The sequence below is a fragment of the Streptomyces sp. NPDC001401 genome, assembly GCF_042895385.1.
In the GTDB taxonomy this organism is placed as follows: Bacteria; Actinomycetota; Actinomycetes; order Streptomycetales; family Streptomycetaceae; genus Streptomyces.
Window position 1 is genome coordinate 92412 of record NZ_JBIAWI010000017.1, and the last position, 21751, is coordinate 114162.

Annotated in this window: 17 protein-coding genes; 9 read left to right on the forward strand and 8 right to left on the reverse strand. The window is 70.3% G+C overall.

The annotated features are described in order from the left end of the window. The first annotated feature begins 127 nt into the window (after positions 1 to 127). The 3 genes from ACFY10_RS40740 (at position 128) to ACFY10_RS40750 (ending at position 4412) form a co-directional block, all read left to right on the forward strand. Complete coding sequence (locus ACFY10_RS40740) at positions 128 to 2491, forward strand: arylsulfatase (protein ID WP_390670355.1); 2364 nt, start codon at positions 128 to 130, stop codon at positions 2489 to 2491. 83 nt (positions 2492 to 2574) lie between these two features. After that, positions 2575 to 3378 (forward strand): formylglycine-generating enzyme family protein, encoded by an 804-nt coding sequence (locus ACFY10_RS40745; RefSeq protein ID WP_390670493.1) that lies wholly within the window; start codon positions 2575 to 2577, stop codon positions 3376 to 3378. 62 nt (positions 3379 to 3440) lie between these two features. Next, positions 3441 to 4412: an ABC transporter substrate-binding protein gene (locus ACFY10_RS40750; protein WP_390670356.1), complete on the forward strand. Its 972-nt coding sequence runs from the start codon at positions 3441 to 3443 to the stop codon at positions 4410 to 4412. 69 nt (positions 4413 to 4481) lie between these two features. On the opposite strand, the gene ACFY10_RS40755 is transcribed toward ACFY10_RS40750, so the two are convergent. Genes ACFY10_RS40755 through ACFY10_RS40765 form a run of 3 tightly spaced genes read right to left on the reverse strand, consistent with a single transcriptional unit; the run spans position 4482 to position 7974 of the window. Further along, positions 4482 to 5489 carry a VOC family protein gene (locus ACFY10_RS40755; RefSeq protein ID WP_390670357.1) on the reverse strand — a complete coding sequence of 336 codons (1008 nt, stop codon included), beginning with the start codon at positions 5487 to 5489 and terminating at the stop codon, positions 4482 to 4484. Continuing rightward, a complete protein-coding gene (locus tag ACFY10_RS40760; protein WP_390670358.1) occupies positions 5486 to 6358 on the reverse strand; it encodes an alpha/beta fold hydrolase in 873 nt (290 codons plus the stop codon). Before ACFY10_RS40760 ends, ACFY10_RS40755 begins: the two co-directional genes overlap by 4 nt. Before the next feature lie 8 nt (positions 6359 to 6366). Then, the gene (locus ACFY10_RS40765; protein WP_390670359.1) at positions 6367 to 7974 is read right to left on the reverse strand and encodes a bifunctional 3-(3-hydroxy-phenyl)propionate/3-hydroxycinnamic acid hydroxylase; all 1608 of its coding nucleotides are present in this window, start codon (positions 7972 to 7974) and stop codon (positions 6367 to 6369) included. A gap of 139 nt (positions 7975 to 8113) precedes the next feature. Here ACFY10_RS40765 and ACFY10_RS40770 point away from each other — a divergent pair, with 139 nt between their 5' ends. From ACFY10_RS40770 to ACFY10_RS40780, 3 genes are read left to right on the forward strand one after another with little or no spacing between them, the layout of a single operon-like run. Next, positions 8114 to 8746 carry a TetR family transcriptional regulator gene (locus ACFY10_RS40770; RefSeq protein ID WP_390670360.1) on the forward strand — a complete coding sequence of 211 codons (633 nt, stop codon included), beginning with the start codon at positions 8114 to 8116 and terminating at the stop codon, positions 8744 to 8746. Then, positions 8743 to 9531, forward strand: a complete 789-nt coding sequence (locus tag ACFY10_RS40775; RefSeq protein WP_390670361.1) for a 2-keto-4-pentenoate hydratase — start codon at positions 8743 to 8745, stop codon at positions 9529 to 9531. The genes ACFY10_RS40770 and ACFY10_RS40775 overlap by 4 nt, the downstream gene beginning before the upstream one ends. A gap of 42 nt (positions 9532 to 9573) precedes the next feature. Beyond that, positions 9574 to 10620: an amidohydrolase family protein gene (locus ACFY10_RS40780; protein ID WP_390670362.1), complete on the forward strand. Its 1047-nt coding sequence runs from the start codon at positions 9574 to 9576 to the stop codon at positions 10618 to 10620. 364 nt (positions 10621 to 10984) lie between these two features. Here the strand turns inward: ACFY10_RS40780 and ACFY10_RS40785 are convergent, their stop codons facing one another. Then, positions 10985 to 11209 (reverse strand): dTMP kinase, encoded by a 225-nt coding sequence (locus ACFY10_RS40785; protein ID WP_390670363.1) that lies wholly within the window; start codon positions 11207 to 11209, stop codon positions 10985 to 10987. 180 nt (positions 11210 to 11389) lie between these two features. Here ACFY10_RS40785 and ACFY10_RS40790 point away from each other — a divergent pair, with 180 nt between their 5' ends. Beyond that, a complete protein-coding gene (locus ACFY10_RS40790) occupies positions 11390 to 13048 on the forward strand; it encodes a TerD family protein (RefSeq protein WP_390670364.1) in 1659 nt (552 codons plus the stop codon). A gap of 186 nt (positions 13049 to 13234) precedes the next feature. Here the strand turns inward: ACFY10_RS40790 and ACFY10_RS40795 are convergent, their stop codons facing one another. From ACFY10_RS40795 to ACFY10_RS40810, 4 genes are all read right to left on the reverse strand, one after another. Beyond that, positions 13235 to 13438: a hypothetical protein gene (locus ACFY10_RS40795; protein WP_390670365.1), complete on the reverse strand. Its 204-nt coding sequence runs from the start codon at positions 13436 to 13438 to the stop codon at positions 13235 to 13237. 168 nt (positions 13439 to 13606) lie between these two features. Continuing rightward, positions 13607 to 16981, reverse strand: coding sequence for a pyruvate carboxylase (locus ACFY10_RS40800; RefSeq protein ID WP_390670494.1), 3375 nt, complete (start codon positions 16979 to 16981; stop codon positions 13607 to 13609). A 114-nt stretch (positions 16982 to 17095) separates the two neighbouring features. Continuing rightward, positions 17096 to 17557: a (2Fe-2S)-binding protein gene (locus ACFY10_RS40805; protein ID WP_390670366.1), complete on the reverse strand. Its 462-nt coding sequence runs from the start codon at positions 17555 to 17557 to the stop codon at positions 17096 to 17098. Between the two features lie 34 nt (positions 17558 to 17591). Beyond that, positions 17592 to 19679, reverse strand: coding sequence for a molybdopterin cofactor-binding domain-containing protein (locus ACFY10_RS40810; protein WP_390670495.1), 2088 nt, complete (start codon positions 19677 to 19679; stop codon positions 17592 to 17594). A gap of 295 nt (positions 19680 to 19974) precedes the next feature. Here ACFY10_RS40810 and ACFY10_RS40815 point away from each other — a divergent pair, with 295 nt between their 5' ends. After that, entirely contained in the window at positions 19975 to 21246 is a 1272-nt protein-coding gene (locus tag ACFY10_RS40815; RefSeq protein ID WP_390670367.1) for a YhgE/Pip domain-containing protein, read from the forward strand. Positions 21247 to 21295: 49 nt separating this feature from the next. After that, entirely contained in the window at positions 21296 to 21655 is a 360-nt protein-coding gene (locus tag ACFY10_RS40820; protein WP_390670368.1) for a DUF779 domain-containing protein, read from the forward strand. Positions 21656 to 21751: the final 96 nt, after the last annotated feature.

Here is a 21751-nt window from a genome sequence, read left to right on the forward strand (position 1 = left end):
TCAACGGCGAATGCCATTTTTGCTTCACCGCTGGCAGACCGGCCGGAAGTCCAGCCGCACCACGCCGACAATTCGGCGAGGAAAAAAGCATGTGACATTTCCGCGGCGTACCCCAACGGAGAAATACATGACCGAGTTCGACGCCGGACGGCACATACTCCCCCGGCCGGACGCCCGCCGGCCCCTGACGACCGCAATGGACGTCCACGACCAGCAGACCGCCTTCACTCCCATCGGTCCGATCCCTCCGCCGCAGGGCGCACCGAACGTGGTGATCGTGCTCGTGGACGACCTCGGCTTCGGCACCTCCAGCGCATTCGGCGGACCGTGCGAGATGCCGGCCGCCGAACGACTCGCCGGGGGCGGGCTGCGCTACACCCGCTTCCATGTCACGGCCCTGTGCTCACCGACCCGGCAGGCCCTGCTGACCGGGCGCAACCATCACTCGGTCGGCATGGGCGGCACCACCGAGATGACCACCGCGGCCCCCGGATACAACGGCTTCAGGCCGCGCAGCGCGGCGACCATGGCCCAGATCCTGCAGGGCAACGGCTACAGCACGGCCGCGTTCGGCAAGTGGCACCAGACCCCGCCACGGGAGATCAGCGCGGTCGGCCCGTTCGACCGCTGGCCCACCGGCGAAGGGTTCGACACCTTCTACGGCTTCATGGGTGCCGAGATGAACCACTGGTACCCGCTGCTGTACCAGGGCACCACGCCGGTCGAGCCGGACCGTCGCCCCGAGGACGGCTACCACCTGTCCGAGGACCTCGTCGACCACGCCATCGACTGGGTCCGCACCCAGCGCACTCTCACTCCGGACCGGCCGTTCTTCACCTACCTCGCGCTCGGCGCCGCACACGCTCCGTTGCACGTCGGCCGGGAATGGCAGGAGAAATACCGCGGACGCTTCGACCACGGCTGGGACCACCAGCGCGAGGTGACCCTGCGGCGGCAGAAGGAACTCGGCGTCGTACCCGAGGACGCGGAGCTCGCCCCCTGGGCCGAGGGCGTTCCCCACTGGGACGAACTCACCGACAACCAGCGCCGGTTGGCGGCCAGGTTCATGGAGACGTTCGCCGCCTTCACCGAACACGCCGACGTACAGGTCGGCAGGTTCGTCGACGCGCTGGAGGAACTCGGCGAGCTGGACAACACCCTTGTCCTCTACATCCTCGGCGACAACGGCGCTTCGGGCGAAGGCGGCATCGAGGGAACCATCGTCGAGCACCGGCTCGGGCACGGCGTGGTGGACGACCCGGACGAGATGATCCAACACCTCGACGAGATCGGCGGCCCGCACAGCTACCCGATCGCCCCGGCGGGCTGGGCCCTGGCCCTCAACACCCCCTACCAGTGGACCAAGCAGGTCGCCTCGCACTTCGGCGGCACACGCGACGGCATGATCCTGCACTGGCCCGGCGGGGTCCCCGACCGCGGCGGACTGCGCCACCAGTTCTCCCACGTGATCGATGTCCTGCCGACGATCCTGGACTGTGCGGGGATTCCGGCGCCGTTCAGCGTCGACGGCGTCACCCAGCAGCCCATGGAGGGCACCAGCATGTGGCGGACGCTCGCCGATCCCCGGGCACCGGAGCACCGCCGTACGCAGTACTTCGAGATGTGCGGCAACCGGGGCATCTACCACGAGGGCTGGATGGCGGTGACCCGGCACGGCATCCCGTGGGAGATGGTGCCGGACGGGGGCAAGAGGTTCACGGACGACGTCTGGGAGCTCTACGACCTCGATCACGACTGGAGCCAGGCACACGACCTCGCCGCCGAACACCCCGACAGGCTGCGCCGACTCCAGGACCTGTTCCTGATCGAAGCGGCCAAGTACCAGGTCTTTCCTCTGGACGACCGGGTCACCGAGCGGGAGAACCCCGCCGTGGCCGGCCGCATCGATCTGCTCGGCCACCGGACGTCCGTCACCTACCGCGGCGGGATGCGCCGGTTCACCGAGGAGACCACCCCCAACATCAAGAACCGCTCGCACAGCATCACCGCGGACGTCGACGTGCCGGACGACGCGGCGGCCGAGGGCGTGCTCATCGCGCAGGGCGGCCGGTTCGGCGGCTGGACCCTGTATGTCACGGGCGGAAAGCCGGCGTACGCCTACAACTACTTCGGGATGAGCCTGTACACCGTGCGCGCCGCCGAGCCCCTGACGCCGGGACGGCACGAGGTCCGGCTCGAGTTCGGCTACGACGGCGGAGGACTCGGCAAGGGCGGAACCGCCGTCCTCATGGTCGACGGCGCGAAGCAGGCGACCGGACGGGTCGAGCGCACCATCCCGTACTACTTCTCCTTCGACGAGACGCTCGATGTCGGAGTGGACCTCAGCACACCCGTGACCGACGACTACCCCGCCCTGGACAACGAGTTCACGGGGACCATCCACACGGTCCGCATCGACCTGGACGGCCATACCGCTGAATCGTCCGAGTACGACGGTGGCCTGCACCGTCGGGTCATGGGGGCGCAGTGAGCTGCTGTGCGCCGTCCGGCGGCCGCGCGGCGGACCGGCCCTCGCCCCGGCCGACCGCCCTGCACCGGGCGAGCACCGAGGGCATGGTGGCCGTTCCCCGCGGCGAGTTCCTGATGGGCAGCGAGGACGCGCTCGCCTACCGCGCCGACGGCGAAGGCCCGGTACGGACGGTGTCCGTCGATGCCTTCTGGATGGATGCCTGCACGGTGTCGAACGCGCAGTTCGCGCGCTTCGCCGCCGAGACGGGGTACCGCTCCGGTGCCGAGCGGGCGGGCTGGTCGTTCGTCTTCGCGGGGCTGCTGCCCGACGACTTCCCGCCGACCCGGGCAGTGGTGGGGGCGCCCTGGTGGCGGCAGGTCGAGGGGGCCGACTGGCGCCATCCCGACGGACCGCAGTCCACCTGGGAGCACCGGGCGGATCATCCGGTCGTGCACGTCGACTGGGACGACGCCCGCGCCTACTGCGCCTGGGCCGGCAAGCGCCTGCCCACCGAGGCGGAGTGGGAGCGCGCCGCCCGGGGAGGCCTGCACGGCAGGGTGTTCCCGTGGGGCGACGAGCTCGAACCGGGCGGTCGCCCCCGGATGAACGTCTGGCACGGCGACTTCCCGAGCCGCCACCCGACAGCCGACGGTTGGTACGGCACCTGCCCGGTCGACGCCTTCGAACCCAACGGCTTCGGCCTGTACAACGCCACGGGCAACGTATGGGAGTGGTGCGAGGACCCGTTCTCCCCCGCACACGACGGGCAGCGGCGGGTCACCAGGGGCGGCTCCTATCTGTGCCACGCGTCCTACTGCCGCCGCTACCGGGTCGCCGCCAGACAGGGGCTGCCCCCGGACTCGGCAACCGGCAACGTGGGCTTCCGGTGCGCTGTGGACATGGCCTGATCACTCATCGACTTCATCCCTCGGACAACGGCGCGACGCATCGCCGTACAAGGAGCAGGACCATGGCAAGGAGAGCAGGACACCGGCGCGCCGGCTCGGCGGTCACAGCGGTACTCGGTCTCACGCTGACCGCCTGCGGCGGCGCGAAGGTCGGTGACAGCGCGGCCGGCGCGGGCAGCAGCTCGGGCAAGTGCGGCACCTTCAACCTCGCGGTCAACCCCTGGGTGGGCTACGAGGCCGACGCGGCGGTCGTCGGCTATGTGGCGGAGCACAGTCTCGGCTGCAAGGTCGAGAAGAAGGACCTCAAGGCGGAGATCGGCTGGCAGGGGTTCGAGACGGGTGAGGTCGACGCCATCCTGGAGAACTGGGGCCACGAGGACCTGCAGAAGAAGTACATCACCCAGCAGAAGACCGCGGTCGACCTCGGTCCGACCGGCAACAAGGGCATCATCGGCTGGTACATCCCACCGTGGCTGGCCAAGGCGCACCCGGACATCACCGACTGGAAGAACCTCAACAAGTACGCGGCCCACTTCAAGACGTCCGAATCGGACGGCAACGGCCAGCTGCTGGACGGCGACGCGTCGTACCAGACCAATGACGCGGCGCTGGTGAAGAACCTGAAGCTGAACTTCAAGGTGGTGTACGCGGGCAGCGAGACCGCACTCATCACGGCCTTCCGCGACGCCGAGAAGAACAAGAAATGGGTGATCGGCTACTTCTACGAACCGCAGTGGTTCTTCTCCGAGGTGCCCTTGGTCCACATCAAGCTGCCCAAGCACACGGCGGGCTGCGACGCCGACGCGGCGAAGGTCGCCTGCGACTACCCCGTGTTCGACCTCGACAAGATCGTCAGCACCAGGTTCGCCAAGTCCGGCAGCCCGGCCTACGACCTGGTGAAGAACTTCAAGTGGACCAACGCCGACCAGAACGCCGTGGCCAAGAACATCGCCGTGGACAAGATGACACCGGAGGCGGCGGCGAAGAAATGGGTCGAGGCGAACCCCGACAAGGTCAAGGCCTGGCTCGGGTAGTCCGGGTCGGCTGCGCGGGCTTCTCCGCTCCCGCTGCCCGGGTCGTCGCCCGGGCAGCGGGAGCGCCGGTCAGGCGTCGGGGATGCCGGCGCCGCTGAGGGCCGGGACCGTGGCTTCGGGGCGGGTGAGGGAGCGGGCGCCGAGGCGGAACTGGTCCAGTTTGTCGACGATGGTCTGGCCGAGAGGGGTGTGGCCCCAGATGCTGATGCCCTGGTGGGTGGTGGGCTGCCAGGTGGTCTCGTCGATGACGACGGGGTTCCAGCCGACCTCCCACTCGAAGCCCGAGGGGGTGCGGGCGTAGTAGGAGAGCTCCTTGTCGTTGGTGTGCCGGCCCACGGACAGGGCCATGTCGAAGCCGAGTTCGTGCACCCGCTGGTAGCTCTGGGCGACGTCGTCGAGGGTGGCCGTCTGGATGTTGAGGTGCTGGACGCGGGTGCGGACCGGGTCGATCGGCAGGCCGCGGACGGAGGCGATCGCGATGGAGTGGTGGCGTTCGTTGACGCGCAGGAAGCGGATCTTGAGCCTGACGCCGCTGATGGTCTCGTCGATGTAGTCGGTGAGGCGGGCGTCGAAGACGGTGTTGAAGTAGCCGCGCAGCTGGGCCGGTTTGGTGGACGTGATCGCGACATGGCCCATGCCGGAGTCACCGGTGACGAAGCCCGAGGCGAGCATGCGCAGGGGTTCGGCCGACTGCACCGGGGTGGTGTAGATCTCCTGGGTGATGCCCTTGGGGCCGGGGAAGCGCAGGAGGCGTTCGACGCCGCGCAGGGCCGCTTCCTCGGCGCTGCCTTCTACGCAGGGGACGCCGTGGGCCCGTATCCGGGCCTCGATCTGTTCGAAGCTGGGGTGGTCGTCGATGTGCCAGCCGGTGGCCACGACGTCCTCGGCCGGACCGCGTTGGATCAGGAACCGGCACTCCTGCTCGTCGAGGCGAAAGCGCATCAGGTCACGGGAGAGCGTGTCGTGGTGCATGCCGATGGCGTCGGTGCCGAAGCGGCGCCAGTCGGTGAAGTGGTTGGTCTCGATGACGATGTAGCCGAGGTGGACGGCTCCGAAGACCGATGAGGTGGTGGTCATCGCCGGCCTGCCAGGAAGTCGGCGCACAGCCGGTTGAACAGCTCGGCGCGCTCCCACTGCACCCAGTGGCCGGTGTTCGCTACCAGGTACAGGTCGCAGTTGGGCATGCGTTCGGCCAGCATGCGTCCGCCCTCCGGGCGGTTGACCTTGTCCGCCGCGCCCCACAGCACCAGGGTCGGCACGGGCAGCCGGGTCAGGCGCTTGTCGCGGGTGAAGTCCATCTTCCACAGGGTGCGCAGTGCGTTCGGGCCGGACGGGCGGCGCAGCGGCGGCGCGGCGACGACCTCGGGGTCGATGCTGGCCCGGTAGCGCTCGTCGATGACGGAGTCGGGTACTTCTGCGGCGTTGAAGACGAGGTGGTTGCGGATGAACTTCTCCAGCTTGAGCCGCGAAGGGCCGTCTCCGGAGTAGTAGTTGAGCAGGCTGGTCAGGCCGGGTGTGGGCAGGGCGCGGGTGGTGCCGATGCCGCCGGGGCCCATCAGGACCATGCGGTCGACGCGGTCGGGGGTGTCCAGGGCGAGCCGCAGGGCGCAGGCGCCGCCGTAGGAGTTGCCGACCAAGTGGGCCTTGTCCAGCCCGAGTTGGTCCATCAGCCCGCGGATGCCTTCGGCAAGGTGTCCGAACGGGTCGGCGCCGTCGACGCCCTTGGTGGAGCGCCCGTAGCCGGGCAGGTCGGGCACGATGACGCGGTACTCCTTGGCCAGCTCGGCGATGTTGCGGCCGTAGTTGGAGACGCCGGAGGCGCCGGGGCCGCCGCCGTGCAGCAACAGGACGGGCGGGCCGTCGCCGGTCTCCGCGACGAAGATCTTCCTGCCGGCCACGTCGAGCAGGGACTCCTGCATGGCCGGGAGTGCGGTCTGGGTGGTCATGGTGGTCCTCACGGGGTGATGGCGGCGATCGTGCGCGGTACGGGGGCGAATCCGGCCGGGGGCGGCGGGAGTTGGGCACCTGCAGGCGCGGCGGCGTAGACGTAGGCGTCGGGGCGCAGGGCGAGAGTGGCCGCGCGGTGCTCGGTCATCCAGGGCAGCAGTACGCCGTCGCTGTCGACGACGGTGCCCGCCGCGGGGCGGGATCCGGCGGGGGTGACGGTGAGCGCGGGGAGTGCCAGGCGGTCCCAGGCGGGCTGGGGTGCCGACGACTCGGTGCGCAGGAGCAGCCAGCGGCTTTCGAGTACGTCGTCCAGGCGCGCCCGTACGCCGTCGGGTCCCGTCACCCAGGGCTGGGGGATCTGGTGCCCGGCGGCCTTGGTGCGCGGGTGGGCCTGCAGGCCCTCGGCATAGCGGGCGACGGGGATCCAGTTCGAGTCCTGCAGCCAGTTGCCGCAGCCCGGCACGCGGTTCAGGGCGCGCAGGGCGACGTTGCGGACCCGGGTGACCGCCGGCCGTCGTTCGGTGATGATCCGGCCGACGAACACGGCCCGCCTGGTGACCTCCTTGACGTGCGGCTTGCGCTCGGCCTCGTAGCTGTCGAGCACCGACTCGGGCAGCTCGCCGCGCAGCACGCCGTCGAGCTTCCAGCACAGGTTGGCCGCGTCCCGCACGCCGGCGGCCATGCCCTGGCCGATCCACGGCGGCATGGCGTGCGCGGCGTCGCCGGCCAGGAAGACCCTGCCCACCCGGAAGCGGGCGGCGAAGCGGACGTGGTGGCTGTAGACGGTGGCACGGAGGATCTCGATCTGGTCCCGGCCGATCCCGTACCGGGCCACCATCGAGTGGATCGCCTCGTGGGTGGTCAGGTACTTCTCGTCGTCGCCCGGCAGGATCGGGAACTCCCAGCGGTGATGGCCCAGCGGGGTCGGGCAGTCCACGGCCGGGCGGGCCGGGTCGCAGCGGAAGCGCAGCCGGTCGTGGTCCGGCCACGGCTTGAGCATCCTGGTGTCGATGACCACCCAGCGGTCCTCGTACGTGCGGCCCTCGTAGCCGACGTTGATCTGGGCGCGGGTGAGGCTGGAGCCGCCGTCGGCCGCGATGACGTAGGAGGCGCGCAGGCGTCGTACGGAGTCGTCGGCGGCGCTGACCACGGTCAGCTCGACGCCGTGCGCGTCCTGCCGCAGCCGCAGGCACTCGTGGCGCAGCCACACCTCCACGTTCGGGTAGCGGTCGACGCCGTCGCGCAGGACCTGTTCCAGGGCCGGCTGGTAGATGAACATCTGCGGCGGATGGCCGTGGCCGCGCGGGGTGGGGTGGGCGCTGAGGAAGGGGCGGCCGTTCGCGTCGACGAAGTCGAGGGGGCGCTCGGCCAGCATGTCCTGCTTGAGCCGCTCGGCCAGGCCGATGCGCTGCCAGATCCGTACGACCTCCTCGTCGGTGGAGATGGCCCGGGCCCGGGAGAAAACCTCCGCGTCGCGTTCCAGCACGACGACCCTGAGGCCCATCGCCCCCAGCAGGTTCGCCGCGGTGACACCCGTGGGTCCGTAGCCGATCACCGCCACGTCGTAGGCGCTGTCCTCGGCTCTAGCTCTGTCCTGAGCGCTGATCCCGCTCACCGGGCCACCTCACTGTCGTCCCTGTTGCGATGTGTTGCCAGCACGTTGCTGTAGTGTTTACTCCAATTGGAATAGTCGCTACGGTAAGGTGGGTGCCGGAGACGGTCAAGTGCCGGGCACGACGGGAAGGGCACATCCGATGAGCAGGCCGCAGACCACGCGGAAGAAGCGCGCGAACGGGGTGGAGTCGCGCCAGCGCATCCTCGACGCGACCGTCGAGATCGCGGGCGAGCGCGGATACCAGGGCACGTCCATCGCCGCCGTCAGCGCCAAGTGCGGACTGCCCGCCAGCTCGATCTACTGGCACTTCAAGGACAAGGACGACCTGATCGCCGCGGTCATCGAGCGCAGCTTCGAGAGCTGGCTCGCGGCGGTCGACCTGCCGGGCGAGGAGACGGGAACGCCGCTGGAGCGGGCCACCGCCATGGCCGCGAACGTGGCGAAGTCGCTGGTCGACGCCACGGACTTCCTGCGCCTGGGCCTCATGCTCGCCCTGGAGCGCCGGCCTGCGGAGCCGCGGGGCCGGACGGTGTTCCTGCAGGTGCGGGACATCGCCGGCCGGAGGATGGCCGAAGTGATCGGCGAGCTGTTCCCGGACCTGGACCCGGAGGCCGTTTCCACCCTCACCACCTATGCCGTCGCCGGCGCCGACGGGCTGTTCGTGCACCGGGAGATCAACGGTGATGCCGTCGACCTGGTGGCGATGTTCGAACTCCACGCACGGCTGGTCTACGACGCGGCCGCCCGCATGACGACGAGGAGCGAGGAATGACCCTGACCGCCGAGCAGCGCGCGGAGGCCGCACGGCTGCTGCGCACGGCCGAGCACCACGTCACGCCGATCGAGCCGCTGTCGTCCCTGCTGCCCGGCCTCGACCCGGCCGACGCCTATGCCGTCCAGCGGGACAACATCGCCCGGCGGCTGGCCGGCGGCGCGACCGTCGTCGGCCACAAGGTCGGCCTGACCTCGGCCGCGATGCAGCGGCTGCTCGGCGTGGCCGAACCCGACTTCGGCCATCTGCTGGCCGGCATGGTCCACCGCAGCGGCGCCGCCCTGTCCGCGGCGCGCTACTGCCGGCCGCGCGTCGAGCCGGAGATCTGCTTCCGCCTGGCCCGGCCGCTGCGCGGACCCGGCATCACCGTCGAGGACGTCCTGGACGCCACCGAGGCGGTCGCGCCCGCCCTGGAGATCGTCGACAGCCGTATCCGCGACTGGAAGATCACCCTGGTCGACACGGTCGCCGACAACGCCAGTTCCGCCGGACTGGTCCACGGCCCCTGGACCCCCCTGGCCCACGCCCCGGACCTCGCCGCCGTCACCGTCGATCTGCTCGTCGACGGTGAACTCGTCGCCTCCGGCAGCGGCAAGGAGGTGCTGGGCCACCCGGCGGCCGCGATCGCCTGGCTCGCCGACACCCTCGCCGGCTTCGGCACCGCCCTGGAACCCGGACACCTGGTCCTGCCCGGCGCGATGACCACCGCCCCCTTCGTCACAGCCGGCCAGCGGGTCGAGGCACGCTTCAGCGGCCTCGGCCCGGTGTCGGTGACGTTCGCCTGAAAGACCCGCACCCACCCCGGAACACCTGTAGGAGCCCGCCCCATGACCAGCGCACCCCGCCGGGTCGACGTCCACCACCACATCGTGCCGCCGTTCTACCGCGACCTGCTCGCCAAGGCGGGCATCGCCGAGGCCGGCGGCCGCGAACTGCCCGACTGGAGCCCGGAGTCCGCACTGGAGACGATGGATCTGCTGGGCACCGCCACGGCGATCGTGTCGGTCTCCACCCCCGGCACCGGTTTCCTCACGGACCCGCGCGGGGCGCTCGAACTGGCCCGGTCCCTCAACGAGTTCTCCGCCTCACTCGCCGCGGACCACCCTGGCCGCTTCGGCTACTTCGCCACCCTGCCGATGCCCGACGCCACCGCCTCCGTGGCCGAGGCCGTACGGGCGCTGGACGAGTTGGGCGCCGACGGAGTGACCCTCCTGGCCAACAACCAGGGCACCTATCTCGGCGCGGGCGGCCAGGACAGGCTGTGGCAGGCCCTGAACGAGCGCGGTGCCGTGGTGTTCGTCCACCCGGCCGACCTGCCGGCGCCCGCCGTCGAGAACGTCCCGCCGTTCGCCGCGGACTTCCTGCTGGACACCACCCGCGCCGCCTACCTCCTGGTCCGCAATGGCATCGTCACGCGCTACCCGAACATCCGGTTCACCCTCAGCCACGCGGGCGGCTTCGTGCCGTACGCCTCCCACCGGATGGCCGTCGCGATCGCCAGCGACACCGGACGCAGCCCGCGGGACATCCTGGACGACCTGCGCGGCTTCTACTTCGACACCGCGCTGTCCTCCAGCCCGGCCGCCCTCCCCACCCTGCTCGCCTTCGCCCGCCCCGGACACGTCCTCTTCGGCAGTGACTGGCCCTTCGCCCCCACCGCCGCAGGCCAGTACTTCGCGAACGGCCTGGACACCGGAGTCGATCCCGGCACACTGACGGCCGTCGACCGCACCAACGCGGAGGCCCTGTTCCCGCGTCTGGGCGTCGCCCCCGTTCCGGCTCCGGCCCCATCGCCCGCCGCCCGCCTGCGCCAGTCCGCTCAACGGGCCGGGGCGCGGCTGTTCTTCAGGCTCGTCCAACCGGGCGCCCGGTGAAATCCCTCGGGAGGGTAAGGGGCCGGACGTGCCATGACTCGATCTCTCAGGGAACCGAGCCTCCCTCAGACCCGGAGCGGTTCATCACCGCATCGACGTCCCAACTCATCACCGGCCAGCACCCGCACCCTCCTCGGACCCCAGTACCGGCCGGTGAGACGCCCCCCCCGTCAACGAAGGACACCCTCCGTCTCGGTCGTCACGCGAAGAGGCCCCGCATCCTGCCTGGCTCCCTGGACGCCCGCGACGGCGATGCGTGTTCAGAAACAGAGCAGGACAAGCGGCGCGGCGCAACGGACAGAGCGGGTTTGATCGGGCACGCCATACAGCGCGGAGGGACGATCCGGCTTCTCCCGGCACCGTTCTACGGGGCAGGTCGGCTGTTGGTCAGCAGGCTGGTCAGGTACAGGGTGTGCGCGGCGAGGAGCTTGGTGGCGCGATCGGTGCCGCCAGGGAGGAACGGCAGCAGAACCAGGGCCGGGACCGCCGCAGTGAGGGCCACGAGCACGGCAGGGGTGAGCAGGGCAACGAGCAGGACGCGCTGGAGCGCGCCTACGGTGCGCGGCGAGGGCAGCCAGGGTGGCAACATGGTGGTCTCCTGTAGCCGGGGTTCGTGGGGTCCCGCGGTGCGGTGAGGCAACTGTGCCGCCTGGCTGGGTAGTTCACGCTCGTCCGGGGCATTGCCGCAGGTAAGGTTGGGAAAACGACGGTGTTGTCCCGGGACGGGAACGGACAACCGGATGCCGGGTACGACAAGGGGGAAGCAGCTGTGGCCGGGCGGGGAGGCAGGCCCTGGGGGCCGATCCGGGCCGAGAGCGCCGAGGCGAAGACGCTCGCCGTGTTTCTGCGCGCGCAGGTGGACGCCAGCGGTAAGACGCTGACGACGCTGGCCGGCGAGATCCACCTCTCCAAGAGCCGGATCAGTGAGCACCTGGCCGGGAAACTCCCGGACCAGGACTTCATATCCACTCTGATCCGCGCGACGATTCCCGAACCGCGGATGTGTGAGCGGCGCCTGGCCGAAGCCGAGAAGCTGCTGAGGGCCGCTGCCCACCCCTCGCCGGTGACCCCGCCACCCGCGGCAGCCTTCGCTCTGGAACTCGCCGAGGCCCGGGCCCAGCAGGTCGAGATCTACGACCGGCTCACTCGTTCCCTAGAGCAGCAGAACGAGCTGCGCGAGGCCGCCGGGAACTCCGCGAGACTCGTGATGGTCCTCCTCTCGATGATCAACAAGTTGGAGCGGCGGATCATCGGCCTGACCGGCGAACGCGACCAGCTCTACGCCCAGCACGCCGACCCCGACACATTGCGGCAGACCCAGCAGCAGCTCGCCCGCGCCCAGGAACAGGAACAGCGCGCCCAGCAGGAACTCCATCGCGCTCAGGAGAAACAACGCCAGGCCGAAGAGCTCGCCGCCCGAGTCCAGGCTCAGGTCGACCAGCTCAGAGACGAACTCGACCGGCTGCATACGAGCATGGCTGACGACACCACCGCCAACGGATACGACACCGCAGTCCTCGAGCCCGCCCATCACGCCATGACCACCGATCCGGTCGGTGACGACATCGACCAGGCCCTGGCCAGGGTCGTGGCCGTCAACGACCGCGACGATCAGGTACTTCAACGCATCAACCACGACCTCATCCAAGCCCCCCCTGCGGACGAGGTTGTCCAGCACAACCCGCCGAACAACCCCACCTCCGGCCCCATCACCGCGGACAACCTCACCCCCGCCACGCGGCACGAGCCAGCCCGCCGGCGCGAGCGCACAGGTGACAAGCCAACGCGCACGCGTGCCCGTTCCGGCAGCACCGGCTCGGATGATGCATCCGTGGGGACGTCTGCGAGCAGCTCGTTCGGCACCCTTCTGCCTGCCACGATGTTGCCAGTACTGGTTTCCTTCGGTGGGACGGTACCCACGACCGGACTGCATGGAGTCCAAGGTCTGACTGCGGCTGTCATTGTCCTGAACGGCAAAGGAAAGGTTCTGTCGGAGGACTACGTCCTGCATCTTGAGCACAGGAAGACTGAGGACGGCTCAGTCGCTCTCTTCAGTGACAGAGAAAAGTGGACCCACGACCTGCCACGAGAGCAGGGCCGTCACCTGGCCGTGGTGGATTTCAAACAGATGCCGACGAAGGCAAGCCGCATCCTCTTCATTGTCTCCGTGTCTGCCGGTGTCTCGCGGATGGGAGCCTCGCAGCTCCTTTCTCATGCCTATGCTGAGGTCTTTGACTCCGCCACGATGCGTGGACTTGCGCATTTCGCGCTTTCCCAACCCATCGACGGCTATGCGGCGATCATCGCCGACCTACGACGCGACACGACGGGATGGCGCTTCCAAGCAGTGGCACAAAGCGGGAACAGCGCCAGGGCCATCGCCGGCTCCTACGGGGCTCGCTCATTTCCGCACAGCATGTGGTTCTGAGGCAGTTCCGCCGCACTCTGCTTCAGCCGACCGGTGCCGGGTCAAGGGGAGGGCTGCAGGCACCAGCATGGCAGGAGCGCCGGATGTGACTACGGCTGTGCGACTGCCTCTGTGTCGCTGTCCGTGATCTCAGCCCGCCGGGAGCGCGTGGCCCCGACAGGGCCCGGGCGGTTCAGCGGCCGGGCGTCACGACCGGTCGACCAGCTCCGCCTCAGCGATCCGTACGGCCTCCGCCACGAACGCCGCAGGCAATCGCTCACCCTCTTGCCGGCCGAGGAAGCGCACTTCCTCCTCACTGTGCGGTCTTTCGGAAGGGCAGTACAGGTAGACGTACTGATTGAGGGGTTGTTCAACGGACTCGTTGACCGGCGGGCACACACCGACGTCCATCTCGGGTCCAGTACGAACTCCCCCCTGAGCCGGACCTTGCTGGTGCCCATCGATGCCGTCGGCGCATGGGCCTCCGAGGACGGCGATAAGGCTATGGCCGCCCAGGAAGCAGCAGGCCGGGCCCAATGCCATCGGCATCGACCCCGGCCCGCCACGGAGTGACCCGGCTCAGCCGATCTCGACGAGCAGGTCACCGCCCTCCACCTGCTGGATCTTGTTGATGGCCAGCCGGCCGACGGTGCCCGCCTTCGGGGCGGTGATCGCGGCCTCCATCTTCATCGCCTCGATGGTGGCCACGGTCGCCCCGGCGTCCACCTCGTCGCCCTCGGCGACCGCGAGGGTGACCACACCGGCGAAGGGGGCCGCGACGTGGCCCGGGTTGGCGCGGTCGGCCTTCTCCGTCACCGGGATGTCGGAGGCGGCGGCGGTGTCGCGGACCTGGATCGGGCGGAGCTGGCCGTTCAGGGTGGACATCACGGTCCGCAGGCCGCGCTCGTCGGCCTCGCCGACCGCCTCCAGCTCGATGAGGAGCCGGACGCCGGGTTCGAGGTCGACGGCGTACTCCTTGCCCGGGCGCAGCCCGTAGAAGAAGTCCTTGCTGTCCAGCACGCTGGTGTCGCCGTAGGCCTGGCGGTGGGTGTCGTAGTCGCGGGTCGGGCCGGGGAACAGCAGCCGGTTGAGGGTTGGCCGCGGCTCCTTCGCCAGTCCCTCGCGGTCCTCCGTCGACAGCTCCTGCACGGGCCTGGGCTTGGCCCGGCCCTCGAGTGCCTTGGTACGGAAGGGCTCCGGCCAGCCGCCGGGCGGGGTGCCCAGCTCGCCGCGCAGGAAGCCGATGACGGAGTCGGGGATGTCGTACCGGTTCGGGGTCGCCTCGAAGTCGGCCGGGTCCACCCCGGCGCCCACCAGGTGCAGGGCGAGGTCGCCGACCACCTTGGAGGACGGGGTGACCTTGACCAGGCGGCCCAGCATCCGGTCGGCGGCGGCGTACATCGCCTCGATGTCCTCGAAGCGGTCGCCGAGGCCGAGCGCGACGGCCTGGGTGCGCAGGTTGGAGAGCTGGCCGCCGGGGATCTCGTGGTGGTAGACGCGCCCGGTCGGGGAGGCGAGGCCCGCCTCGAAGGGGGCGTAGATCCTGCGGACGCTCTCCCAGTACGGCTCCAGGTCACCGACGGCCTGGAGGTCGAGGCCGGTGGGCCGCTCGGAGTGGTCGGTCGCGGCGACGATCGCCGAGAGCGAAGGCTGGGACGTCGTGCCCGCCATCGACGCCACCGCACCGTCCACCGCGTCCGCGCCGGCCTGGATCGCGGCCAGGTAGGTGGCGAGCTGGCCGCCGGCGGTGTCGTGGGTGTGCAGATGGACCGGGAGGTCGAACTCGCGGCGCAGCGCGGATACGAGCTTGGCGGCGGCCGGGGCCCGCAGCAGGCCCGCCATGTCCTTGACGGCCAGGACGTGGGCGCCCGCCTCGACGATCTGCTCCGCCAGGCGCAGGTAGTAATCCAGCGTGTACAGGCGCTCGTTCGGGTCGGACAGGTCCGAGGTGTAGCAGAGGGCGACCTCGGCGATCGCCGTGCCCGTCTCGCGTACGGCGTCGATGGCGGGGCGCATCTGGCCGACGTCGTTGAGGGCGTCGAAGATGCGGAAGATGTCGATGCCGGTGGCGGCGGCCTCCTGGACGAAGGCGTCGGTCACCTCGGTCGGGTACGGGGTGTAGCCGACGGTGTTACGGCCGCGCAGCAGCATCTGCAGACAGATGTTGGGGACGGCCTCGCGCAGGGCGGCAAGGCGCTCCCACGGGTCCTCGGCGAGGAAGCGGAGCGCGACGTCGTACGTGGCACCACCCCAGCACTCCAGGGACAGCAGCTCCGGCAGGGTCCGCGCGACCACCGGGGCGACCGCCAGGAGGTCCTTGGTGCGCACGCGGGTGGCGAGCAGGGACTGGTGGGCGTCGCGGAAGGTGGTGTCGGTGACGCCGATGGTCGGCGACGCGCGCAGTGCGCGGGCGAAGCCCTCCGGGCCGAGCTCGACGAGCCGCTGCCGGGAGCCGGCGGGCGGCTCGCCGGCGGGCAGCGCCGGCAGCTTGCTGACGGGTTCGATCAGCTGGGGGCGCTCACCGTTCGGCTTGTTCACCGTCACGTCGGCGAGGTAGGTGAGCAGCTTGGTGCCGCGGTCGGCGGAGGAACGGGAGGTCAGCAGGTGCGGGCGCTGCTCGATGAACGACGTCGTCACCCGCCCGGCCTGGAAGTCCGGGTCGTCCAGCACCGCCTGCAGGAACGGGATGTTGGTGGCCACACCGCGGATGCGGAACTCGGCCACGGCACGCCGGGCCCGGCCGATCGCGGTCTTGAAGTCCCGTCCCCGGCAGGTGAGTTTGACCAGCATCGAGTCGAAGTGGGCGCTGATCTCCGTACCGGCGTGGGTGGTTCCGCCGTCGAGGCGGATGCCGGAGCCGCCCGGTGAGCGGTAGGCGCTGATGCGGCCGGTGTCCGGGCGGAAGCCGTTGGCCGGGTCCTCGGTGGTGATACGGCACTGGAGAGCCGCGCCGTGCAGCTTCACCGTGTCCTGGGACAGGCCGAGGTCGGCGAGGGTCTCGCCGGCGGCGATGCGCAGCTGGGACTGGACGAGGTCGACGTCGGTGACCTCCTCGGTGACCGTGTGCTCGACCTGGATACGCGGGTTCATCTCGATGAAGACGTGGTTGCCTTCGCGGTCCAGCAGGAACTCGACGGTGCCCGCGTTGCGGTAGCCGATCTCGCGGGCGAAACGGACCGCGTCGGCGCAGATACGGTCGCGCAGGGCCGGGTCGAGGTTGGGTGCGGGGGCGAGTTCGACGACCTTCTGGTGGCGGCGCTGGACGGAACAGTCGCGCTCGTAGAGGTGGATGACGTTGCCCTGGCCGTCGGCGAGGATCTGCACCTCGATGTGGCGGGGGTCGACGACGGCCTTCTCCAGGAAGACGGTGGAGTCGCCGAACGCGGAGGCCGCCTCGCGGGACGCCGCCTCGATGGACTCGCGCAGCGCGGCCGGGTTCTCGACCCGGCGCATACCGCGCCCGCCGCCGCCCGCGACCGCCTTCACGAACACCGGGAAGCCGATCTCGTCGGCCGCGCGGACGAGTTCGTCGACGTCGGTGGAGGGCGCGGAGGAGCCGAGCACCGGGACGCCTGCCGCGCGGGCGGCGGCCACTGCGCGGGCCTTGTTGCCGGTCAGCTCGAGGGTCTGCGCGCTCGGCCCGACGAAGGTGATGCCCGCCTCCTCGCAGGCCTTGGCCAGCTCGGGGTTCTCGGACAGGAAGCCGTAGCCCGGGTAGACGGCGTCGGCGCCCGCCTGCCGCGCCGCGCGGACGATCTCCTCGACGGACAGATACGCGCGCACCGGGTGCCCCGGCTGGCCGATCTCGTAGGCTTCGTCGGCCTTGAGCCGGTGCAGCGAATTTCGGTCCTCGTGCGGGAAGACGGCAACGGTCCTCGCGCCCAGCTCGTAGCCTGCGCGGAACGCCCTGATCGCGATCTCACCACGGTTGGCTACCAGCACCTTGCGGAACATCGCCGCTCCCTTCAGCCTGCGGATGACGTCCCCCATGGTGTCGGTGACATGCTCGTCTGGCCATGTGAGCCGGGCCACTCGCACCGCGTGTCGTCGCGCAGACCTGGGATGCGGTCAGGGAGTGAGGTCTGCTGCCGCCTTCTTGATGGCCTCGCGGATGCGGGAGTAGGTGCCGCAGCGGCAGACGTTCTCGATGCCGTCGATGTCGGCGTCGGTCGGCTCGGGCGTCTTCTTCAGCAGGGCCGCCGCGGCCATGATCTGGCCGGGCTGGCAGAAGCCGCACTGCGAGACGTCGCAGTCGATCCAGGCCTGCTGCACGGGGTGCAGGGTGTCGCCGTCGGCCAGGCCCTCGATGGTGGTGACCTTGCGGTCCGCGCAGTCGGCGACCTTCACGACACAGGGCTGGATCTCCTTCCCGTCGAGATGGCTGGTGCAGGCGCGGCAGACGCCGACGCCGCAGCCGTATTTGGGGCCGGTGACGTGCAGCAGGTCGCGCAGCACCCACAGCAGCGGCATGTCGGCGGCGGCCTCGACGGTGACCGGCTTGCCGTTGAGGGTGAAGGAGTAGGAGGGCATCGGCACCTTCTCGGAAGTCCAGGAGTTCAGAAGCTCAGAAGTTCAGCGGGAAGCGGCGGGGCTTGGTGCCGGTCGCCCGGGCGTAGGCGTTGGCGACTGCTCCTGAGGCGGCCGGGACGCCGAGTTCGCCGGCGCCGCCGGGCTCCCCCTCGGACGGCATGATGTGCGCCTCGAAGTGCAGCGGGGCGTGCCGCTGGCGGGCCCACTGGAAGTCGGCGAAGCTGCCCTCGCGCACGGCTCCCCGGTCGATGTGCAGGCCGGCCTGCAGCACGGTGGAGATCCCGTCGACGGCGGTGCCCATGAGCTGGGCCTGCAGGCCGCGCGGATTGACGGCGGTGCCGACGTCGGCCGCCATCACCACCTTGGTCACCCGGGGGTGCCCCGGATCCGTGGCGTCGATCTCGGCCAGACAGGCCACGCAGGAGCCGTACTCCTCGTGGACGGCCACCCCCTGCGCGTGCCCGTCCGGCATGGCCCGCCCCCAACTCCCGGCGGCGGAAACCTTGTCGAGGACCGCTTTGACGGCCTTGCTGCGCAGCGTCGTACGGCGGAAGGCGACGGGATCCTTGCCGAGGCTCCTGGCGATCTCGTCGACGACGATCTCCTCCGCGGTGCGCACCATCCCGGAGTCCACCGACCGCCAGGCACCGAGCGGCATCGCCAGTTCGACGCCGCCGGAGTCCCCTGAGACGCGGCCGAAGTTGTACAGCCCGGAGTCGCTGGGCAGCGGACCGGCGGCCTGCACGCGCCCCGGCCGTACGAAGGCCGCCTGGTTCGCGGTCCCCTTGTTTCCCCGCGCCTCGCTCACCTCGGCCATCACATGGCTGAAGGCGACCACCCGGCCGCCGGCGTGGCTGGCCCGGATGCGGTGATGGCTGGCGGGCCGCATCCGGCCGTGCCGGGTGTCGTCGTTACGGCTCCACATCAGCTTGACCGGCCGCTTCGCCGCCTTCGAGATCAGGGCCGCCTCGATGGCGGCGTCGAAGTTCAGCCGCCGTCCGAACGAGCCGCCGCCGCGCAGCACGTGGACGGTGACCGAGGACGCCGGCAGTCCGGTCGCCGAGGCGATGCTGTCCCGGGCGTCCGTCGGCGTCTGGGAGGAGAACCAGATCTCGGCCTTGTGGGCGCGTACGTCGGCGATCGCGGTCAGCACCTCCATCGGGGCGTGGCTGACGAAGGCGAACTCGAACTCGGCCTCGACCTGCGCCGATCCGTGCGGCGGGGAGGCCGGGTGCGGGACCGCGGCCTTGAGCCGGGAGCGGATCTGCGTGTCGGACAGCGCGGCCGACGGGCCCGGCGCCCACTTGATCTTCAGGGCGTCGCGGGCGTTGAAGGCGTGGTGGAAGGACTCGGCCACCACGGCGACCCCGCCAGGGACTCGGACCACGGCGTGCACTCCGGGCAGCGCGCGGGCCGCCCGGTCGTCGACCGAGACGAGCTTCCCGCCGAGCGTCGGCGGCCGGGCCACCACGGTCGGCTTGGCCCCTGCCACGGTCAGGTCCCCGGTGTACTTCGCCTTGCCGGTGACGATGTCCCGGGCGTCGATACGGGTCGTGGGCCGGCCGATCACCTTGTGCCGGGAGGCCGGTTTGGGCTTGGCGGACACGGCCGTACGGCGGATCCGGGCGGCGCTCGCGCTCAGGGATCCGAAGGTGGCGGTACGGCCGTCCGGTGCGATCACCATGGTGTTGCCGGTGCGCAGGCTCCAGGCGGGCAGGTGCCAGCGTCTGGCGGCGGCGGTGACCAGCCTGGCGCGTGCGGTGGCGGCCAGTTGGCGGGCCGGGCCGTACAGGGAGACGACCGAGTTCGAGCCGCCGGTGTACTGGTTGCCCTTGGTCCGGGCGTCGGCAAGGGGGATGTCGACGTCGGCGAGACGGGCGTCCAGCTCCTCCGCGATCATCATGGCGACGGCGGTCGTGATGCCCTGGCCGACCTCCACCCGCGGCAGCCGTACGACGATCCTGTTGGCCTGGGTGACCTCCAGGACGAGCATCTCCTCGTCGGCGCCGGTCACCAGGACGTCGGACGGCCCGCGGGCGGGCTCGGAGCCCTGGGCCGGCGAGGTGTCGCAGGCGAGCGGGGCCGCTATGGTCAGCGTCGACGCGGCCAGGGAGTAGACCATGAACCTGCGCCGGGACACCGCGTGCCGGGGCGCGCCGGTGTGCCGGGCCGGGCCGGTGGGTGCGGCGGAGGACTCGATGCCGTCCAACAAACACTCCTAGCCGTTCGTCCGACTGATACGTCAACAGGTATGAGGGGCGGGTCGGACTGTGGGTTGCCTGAGAGCCGTCGCGGCGCCGTCCAGTTCTGGCCTGTCGCGCGCGGCCTGCCTTCCTCCGGGCCCCGTTCTCCGTACGCTCTGGGTGCCGAGAGGAGCCATGCGGTAGACGCCCCTTCCCCACAACCTACGGAGAACCATGGCCGACGCCAGCCCCCAGGCCCGTGCCGTCACACTGCTGGGCCGCCCCAAGCTGTGGCTCATGCCCACCGTCCTGACCGGACTGCTCGCCTTCCTGCTGGCCCTGCTCTACATGGGCGGCATCGTCAACCCGCAACGCGATCTGCACCACCTGCCCATCGCCCTGGTCAACGAGGACACCGGCAGACCGCCGGCCGGGCAGAAGCAGAACGCGGGCACGCAGATCGCCGCCGCCATCACCTCCGACAAGTCGAGCGACAAGGCCGAGTGGCGCACGCGCAGCCTCGCCCAGGCCCAGGACGACCTCGACTCCGGCAAGGTCTACGGCGCCCTGGTCATCCCCTCCGACTTCACCACGTCCATCACCGCACTGACCACGCCCGGGGCCACCGCGCGGCCGACGATGACGGTGCTCACCAACCCCGGCAAAGGCAGCCTGGGTTCGTCCCTGGCCAGTCAGATCACCACGGCGGCGGCGCACCAGGCCTCGCAGACCATCGGCAAGCAGCTGACCGCGGCCGCGGGGGCGCAGGCGACGTCCACGGTCAAGCTGCTGCTGGCCGACCCGGTGAACGTCGTCACCCAGGTCGGCCACCCGATCGGCAGCCACAGCGGCCTCGGGCTGAGCGCCTTCTACTACACGCTGCTGCTCGTCCTGGCCGGCTTCCTCGGCGGCAACGTCATCAGCAACGCCGTCGACACCGCCCTCGGCTACGCCGACAACGAGATCGGCCCCTGGCACACCCGCCGCCCCACCGTCCCGATCAGCCGCACCCAGACCCTGCTGCTGAAGATGGCCATGACCGCGGGCATCACCGTCATCAGCGTCTCCCTGGTCATGCTCGCCACCATCACCCTGCTGGGCATGGACGCCACCCACATCCCGCTGCTGTGGATCTACTCCTACTGCGCCTCCCTCGCCGTCGGCCTGGGCGTGCAGGCCATCAACGCGGCCTTCGGGGGCATCGGCCAGCTGGTGTCCATGTTCGTGTTCATCGTCCTGGGCCTGCCGTCCTCGGGCGCCACCGTCCCGCTCCAGGCGATCCCCGGCTTCTACCGCTTCCTGTCCCACTTCGAGCCCATGCGCCAGCTGAGTGACGGCGTCCGGGCCATCCTCTACTTCGACGCCCGCGGGGACGCCGGCCTGACCCGCTCCTGGATCATGATCGCGATCGGCGCGGCCCTGGGCCTGCTCTTCGGCTTCGCGATGACGCGGTACTACGACCGCAAGGGGCACAAACGCCTGACGCCGCAGCCCGTTGAGTCCTGACCGGAGGCGTGCAACCCTCTCGCAACCTTGCCCGTGCTGCCCTGGAGCCATGCCTGAGGAGACCCCGCGCGTCGAACTCACCCCCGCGGCCGCCGAACTGCTGCGCCGTCTGCGCGCCACGCACGGCCCGCTGATGTTCCACCAGTCCGGCGGCTGCTGCGACGGCAGCGCGCCCATGTGCTACCCGGAGGGCGAGTTCCGGACCGGCGGCTCGGACGTGCTGCTCGCGGAGCTGCAGGTCGAGGGGGTGGCGGAGCCGGTGACGTTCTGGATGTCCCGCAGCCAGTACGAGGCCTGGAGCCACACCCGGCTGATCGTGGACGTCGTAGCAGGCCGCGGCAGCGGTTTCTCGCTGGAAGCACCCGAGGGGGTGCGTTTTCTCACCCGTTCTCGCGTAGTCGACGCATAGCCATCCCGCGGGCCACCGTCGTCTGATGCACTTCCCCTGAGACCTGAGACAGTTGACGATCCCTCAGGGGGAACTGTGACGCATCGTCAAAAGCGT

Coding starts and splice junctions, on each gene's coding strand:
- ACFY10_RS40740 (WP_390670355.1), top strand. CDS start 128: ATGACCGAGTTCGACGCCGGACGGCACATACTCCCCCGGCCGGACGCC.
- ACFY10_RS40745 (WP_390670493.1), top strand. CDS start 2,575: ATGGTGGCCGTTCCCCGCGGCGAGTTCCTGATGGGCAGCGAGGACGCG.
- ACFY10_RS40750 (WP_390670356.1), top strand. CDS start 3,441: ATGGCAAGGAGAGCAGGACACCGGCGCGCCGGCTCGGCGGTCACAGCG.
- ACFY10_RS40755 (WP_390670357.1), bottom strand. CDS start 5,489: ATGACCACCACCTCATCGGTCTTCGGAGCCGTCCACCTCGGCTACATC.
- ACFY10_RS40760 (WP_390670358.1), bottom strand. CDS start 6,358: ATGACCACCCAGACCGCACTCCCGGCCATGCAGGAGTCCCTGCTCGAC.
- ACFY10_RS40770 (WP_390670360.1), top strand. CDS start 8,114: ATGAGCAGGCCGCAGACCACGCGGAAGAAGCGCGCGAACGGGGTGGAG.
- ACFY10_RS40775 (WP_390670361.1), top strand. CDS start 8,743: ATGACCCTGACCGCCGAGCAGCGCGCGGAGGCCGCACGGCTGCTGCGC.
- ACFY10_RS40780 (WP_390670362.1), top strand. CDS start 9,574: ATGACCAGCGCACCCCGCCGGGTCGACGTCCACCACCACATCGTGCCG.
- ACFY10_RS40785 (WP_390670363.1), bottom strand. CDS start 11,209: ATGTTGCCACCCTGGCTGCCCTCGCCGCGCACCGTAGGCGCGCTCCAG.
- ACFY10_RS40795 (WP_390670365.1), bottom strand. CDS start 13,438: ATGGACGTCGGTGTGTGCCCGCCGGTCAACGAGTCCGTTGAACAACCC.
- ACFY10_RS40800 (WP_390670494.1), bottom strand. CDS start 16,981: ATGTTCCGCAAGGTGCTGGTAGCCAACCGTGGTGAGATCGCGATCAGG.
- ACFY10_RS40805 (WP_390670366.1), bottom strand. CDS start 17,557: ATGCCCTCCTACTCCTTCACCCTCAACGGCAAGCCGGTCACCGTCGAG.
- ACFY10_RS40810 (WP_390670495.1), bottom strand. CDS start 19,679: ATGGTCTACTCCCTGGCCGCGTCGACGCTGACCATAGCGGCCCCGCTC.
- ACFY10_RS40815 (WP_390670367.1), top strand. CDS start 19,975: ATGGCCGACGCCAGCCCCCAGGCCCGTGCCGTCACACTGCTGGGCCGC.
- ACFY10_RS40820 (WP_390670368.1), top strand. CDS start 21,296: ATGCCTGAGGAGACCCCGCGCGTCGAACTCACCCCCGCGGCCGCCGAA.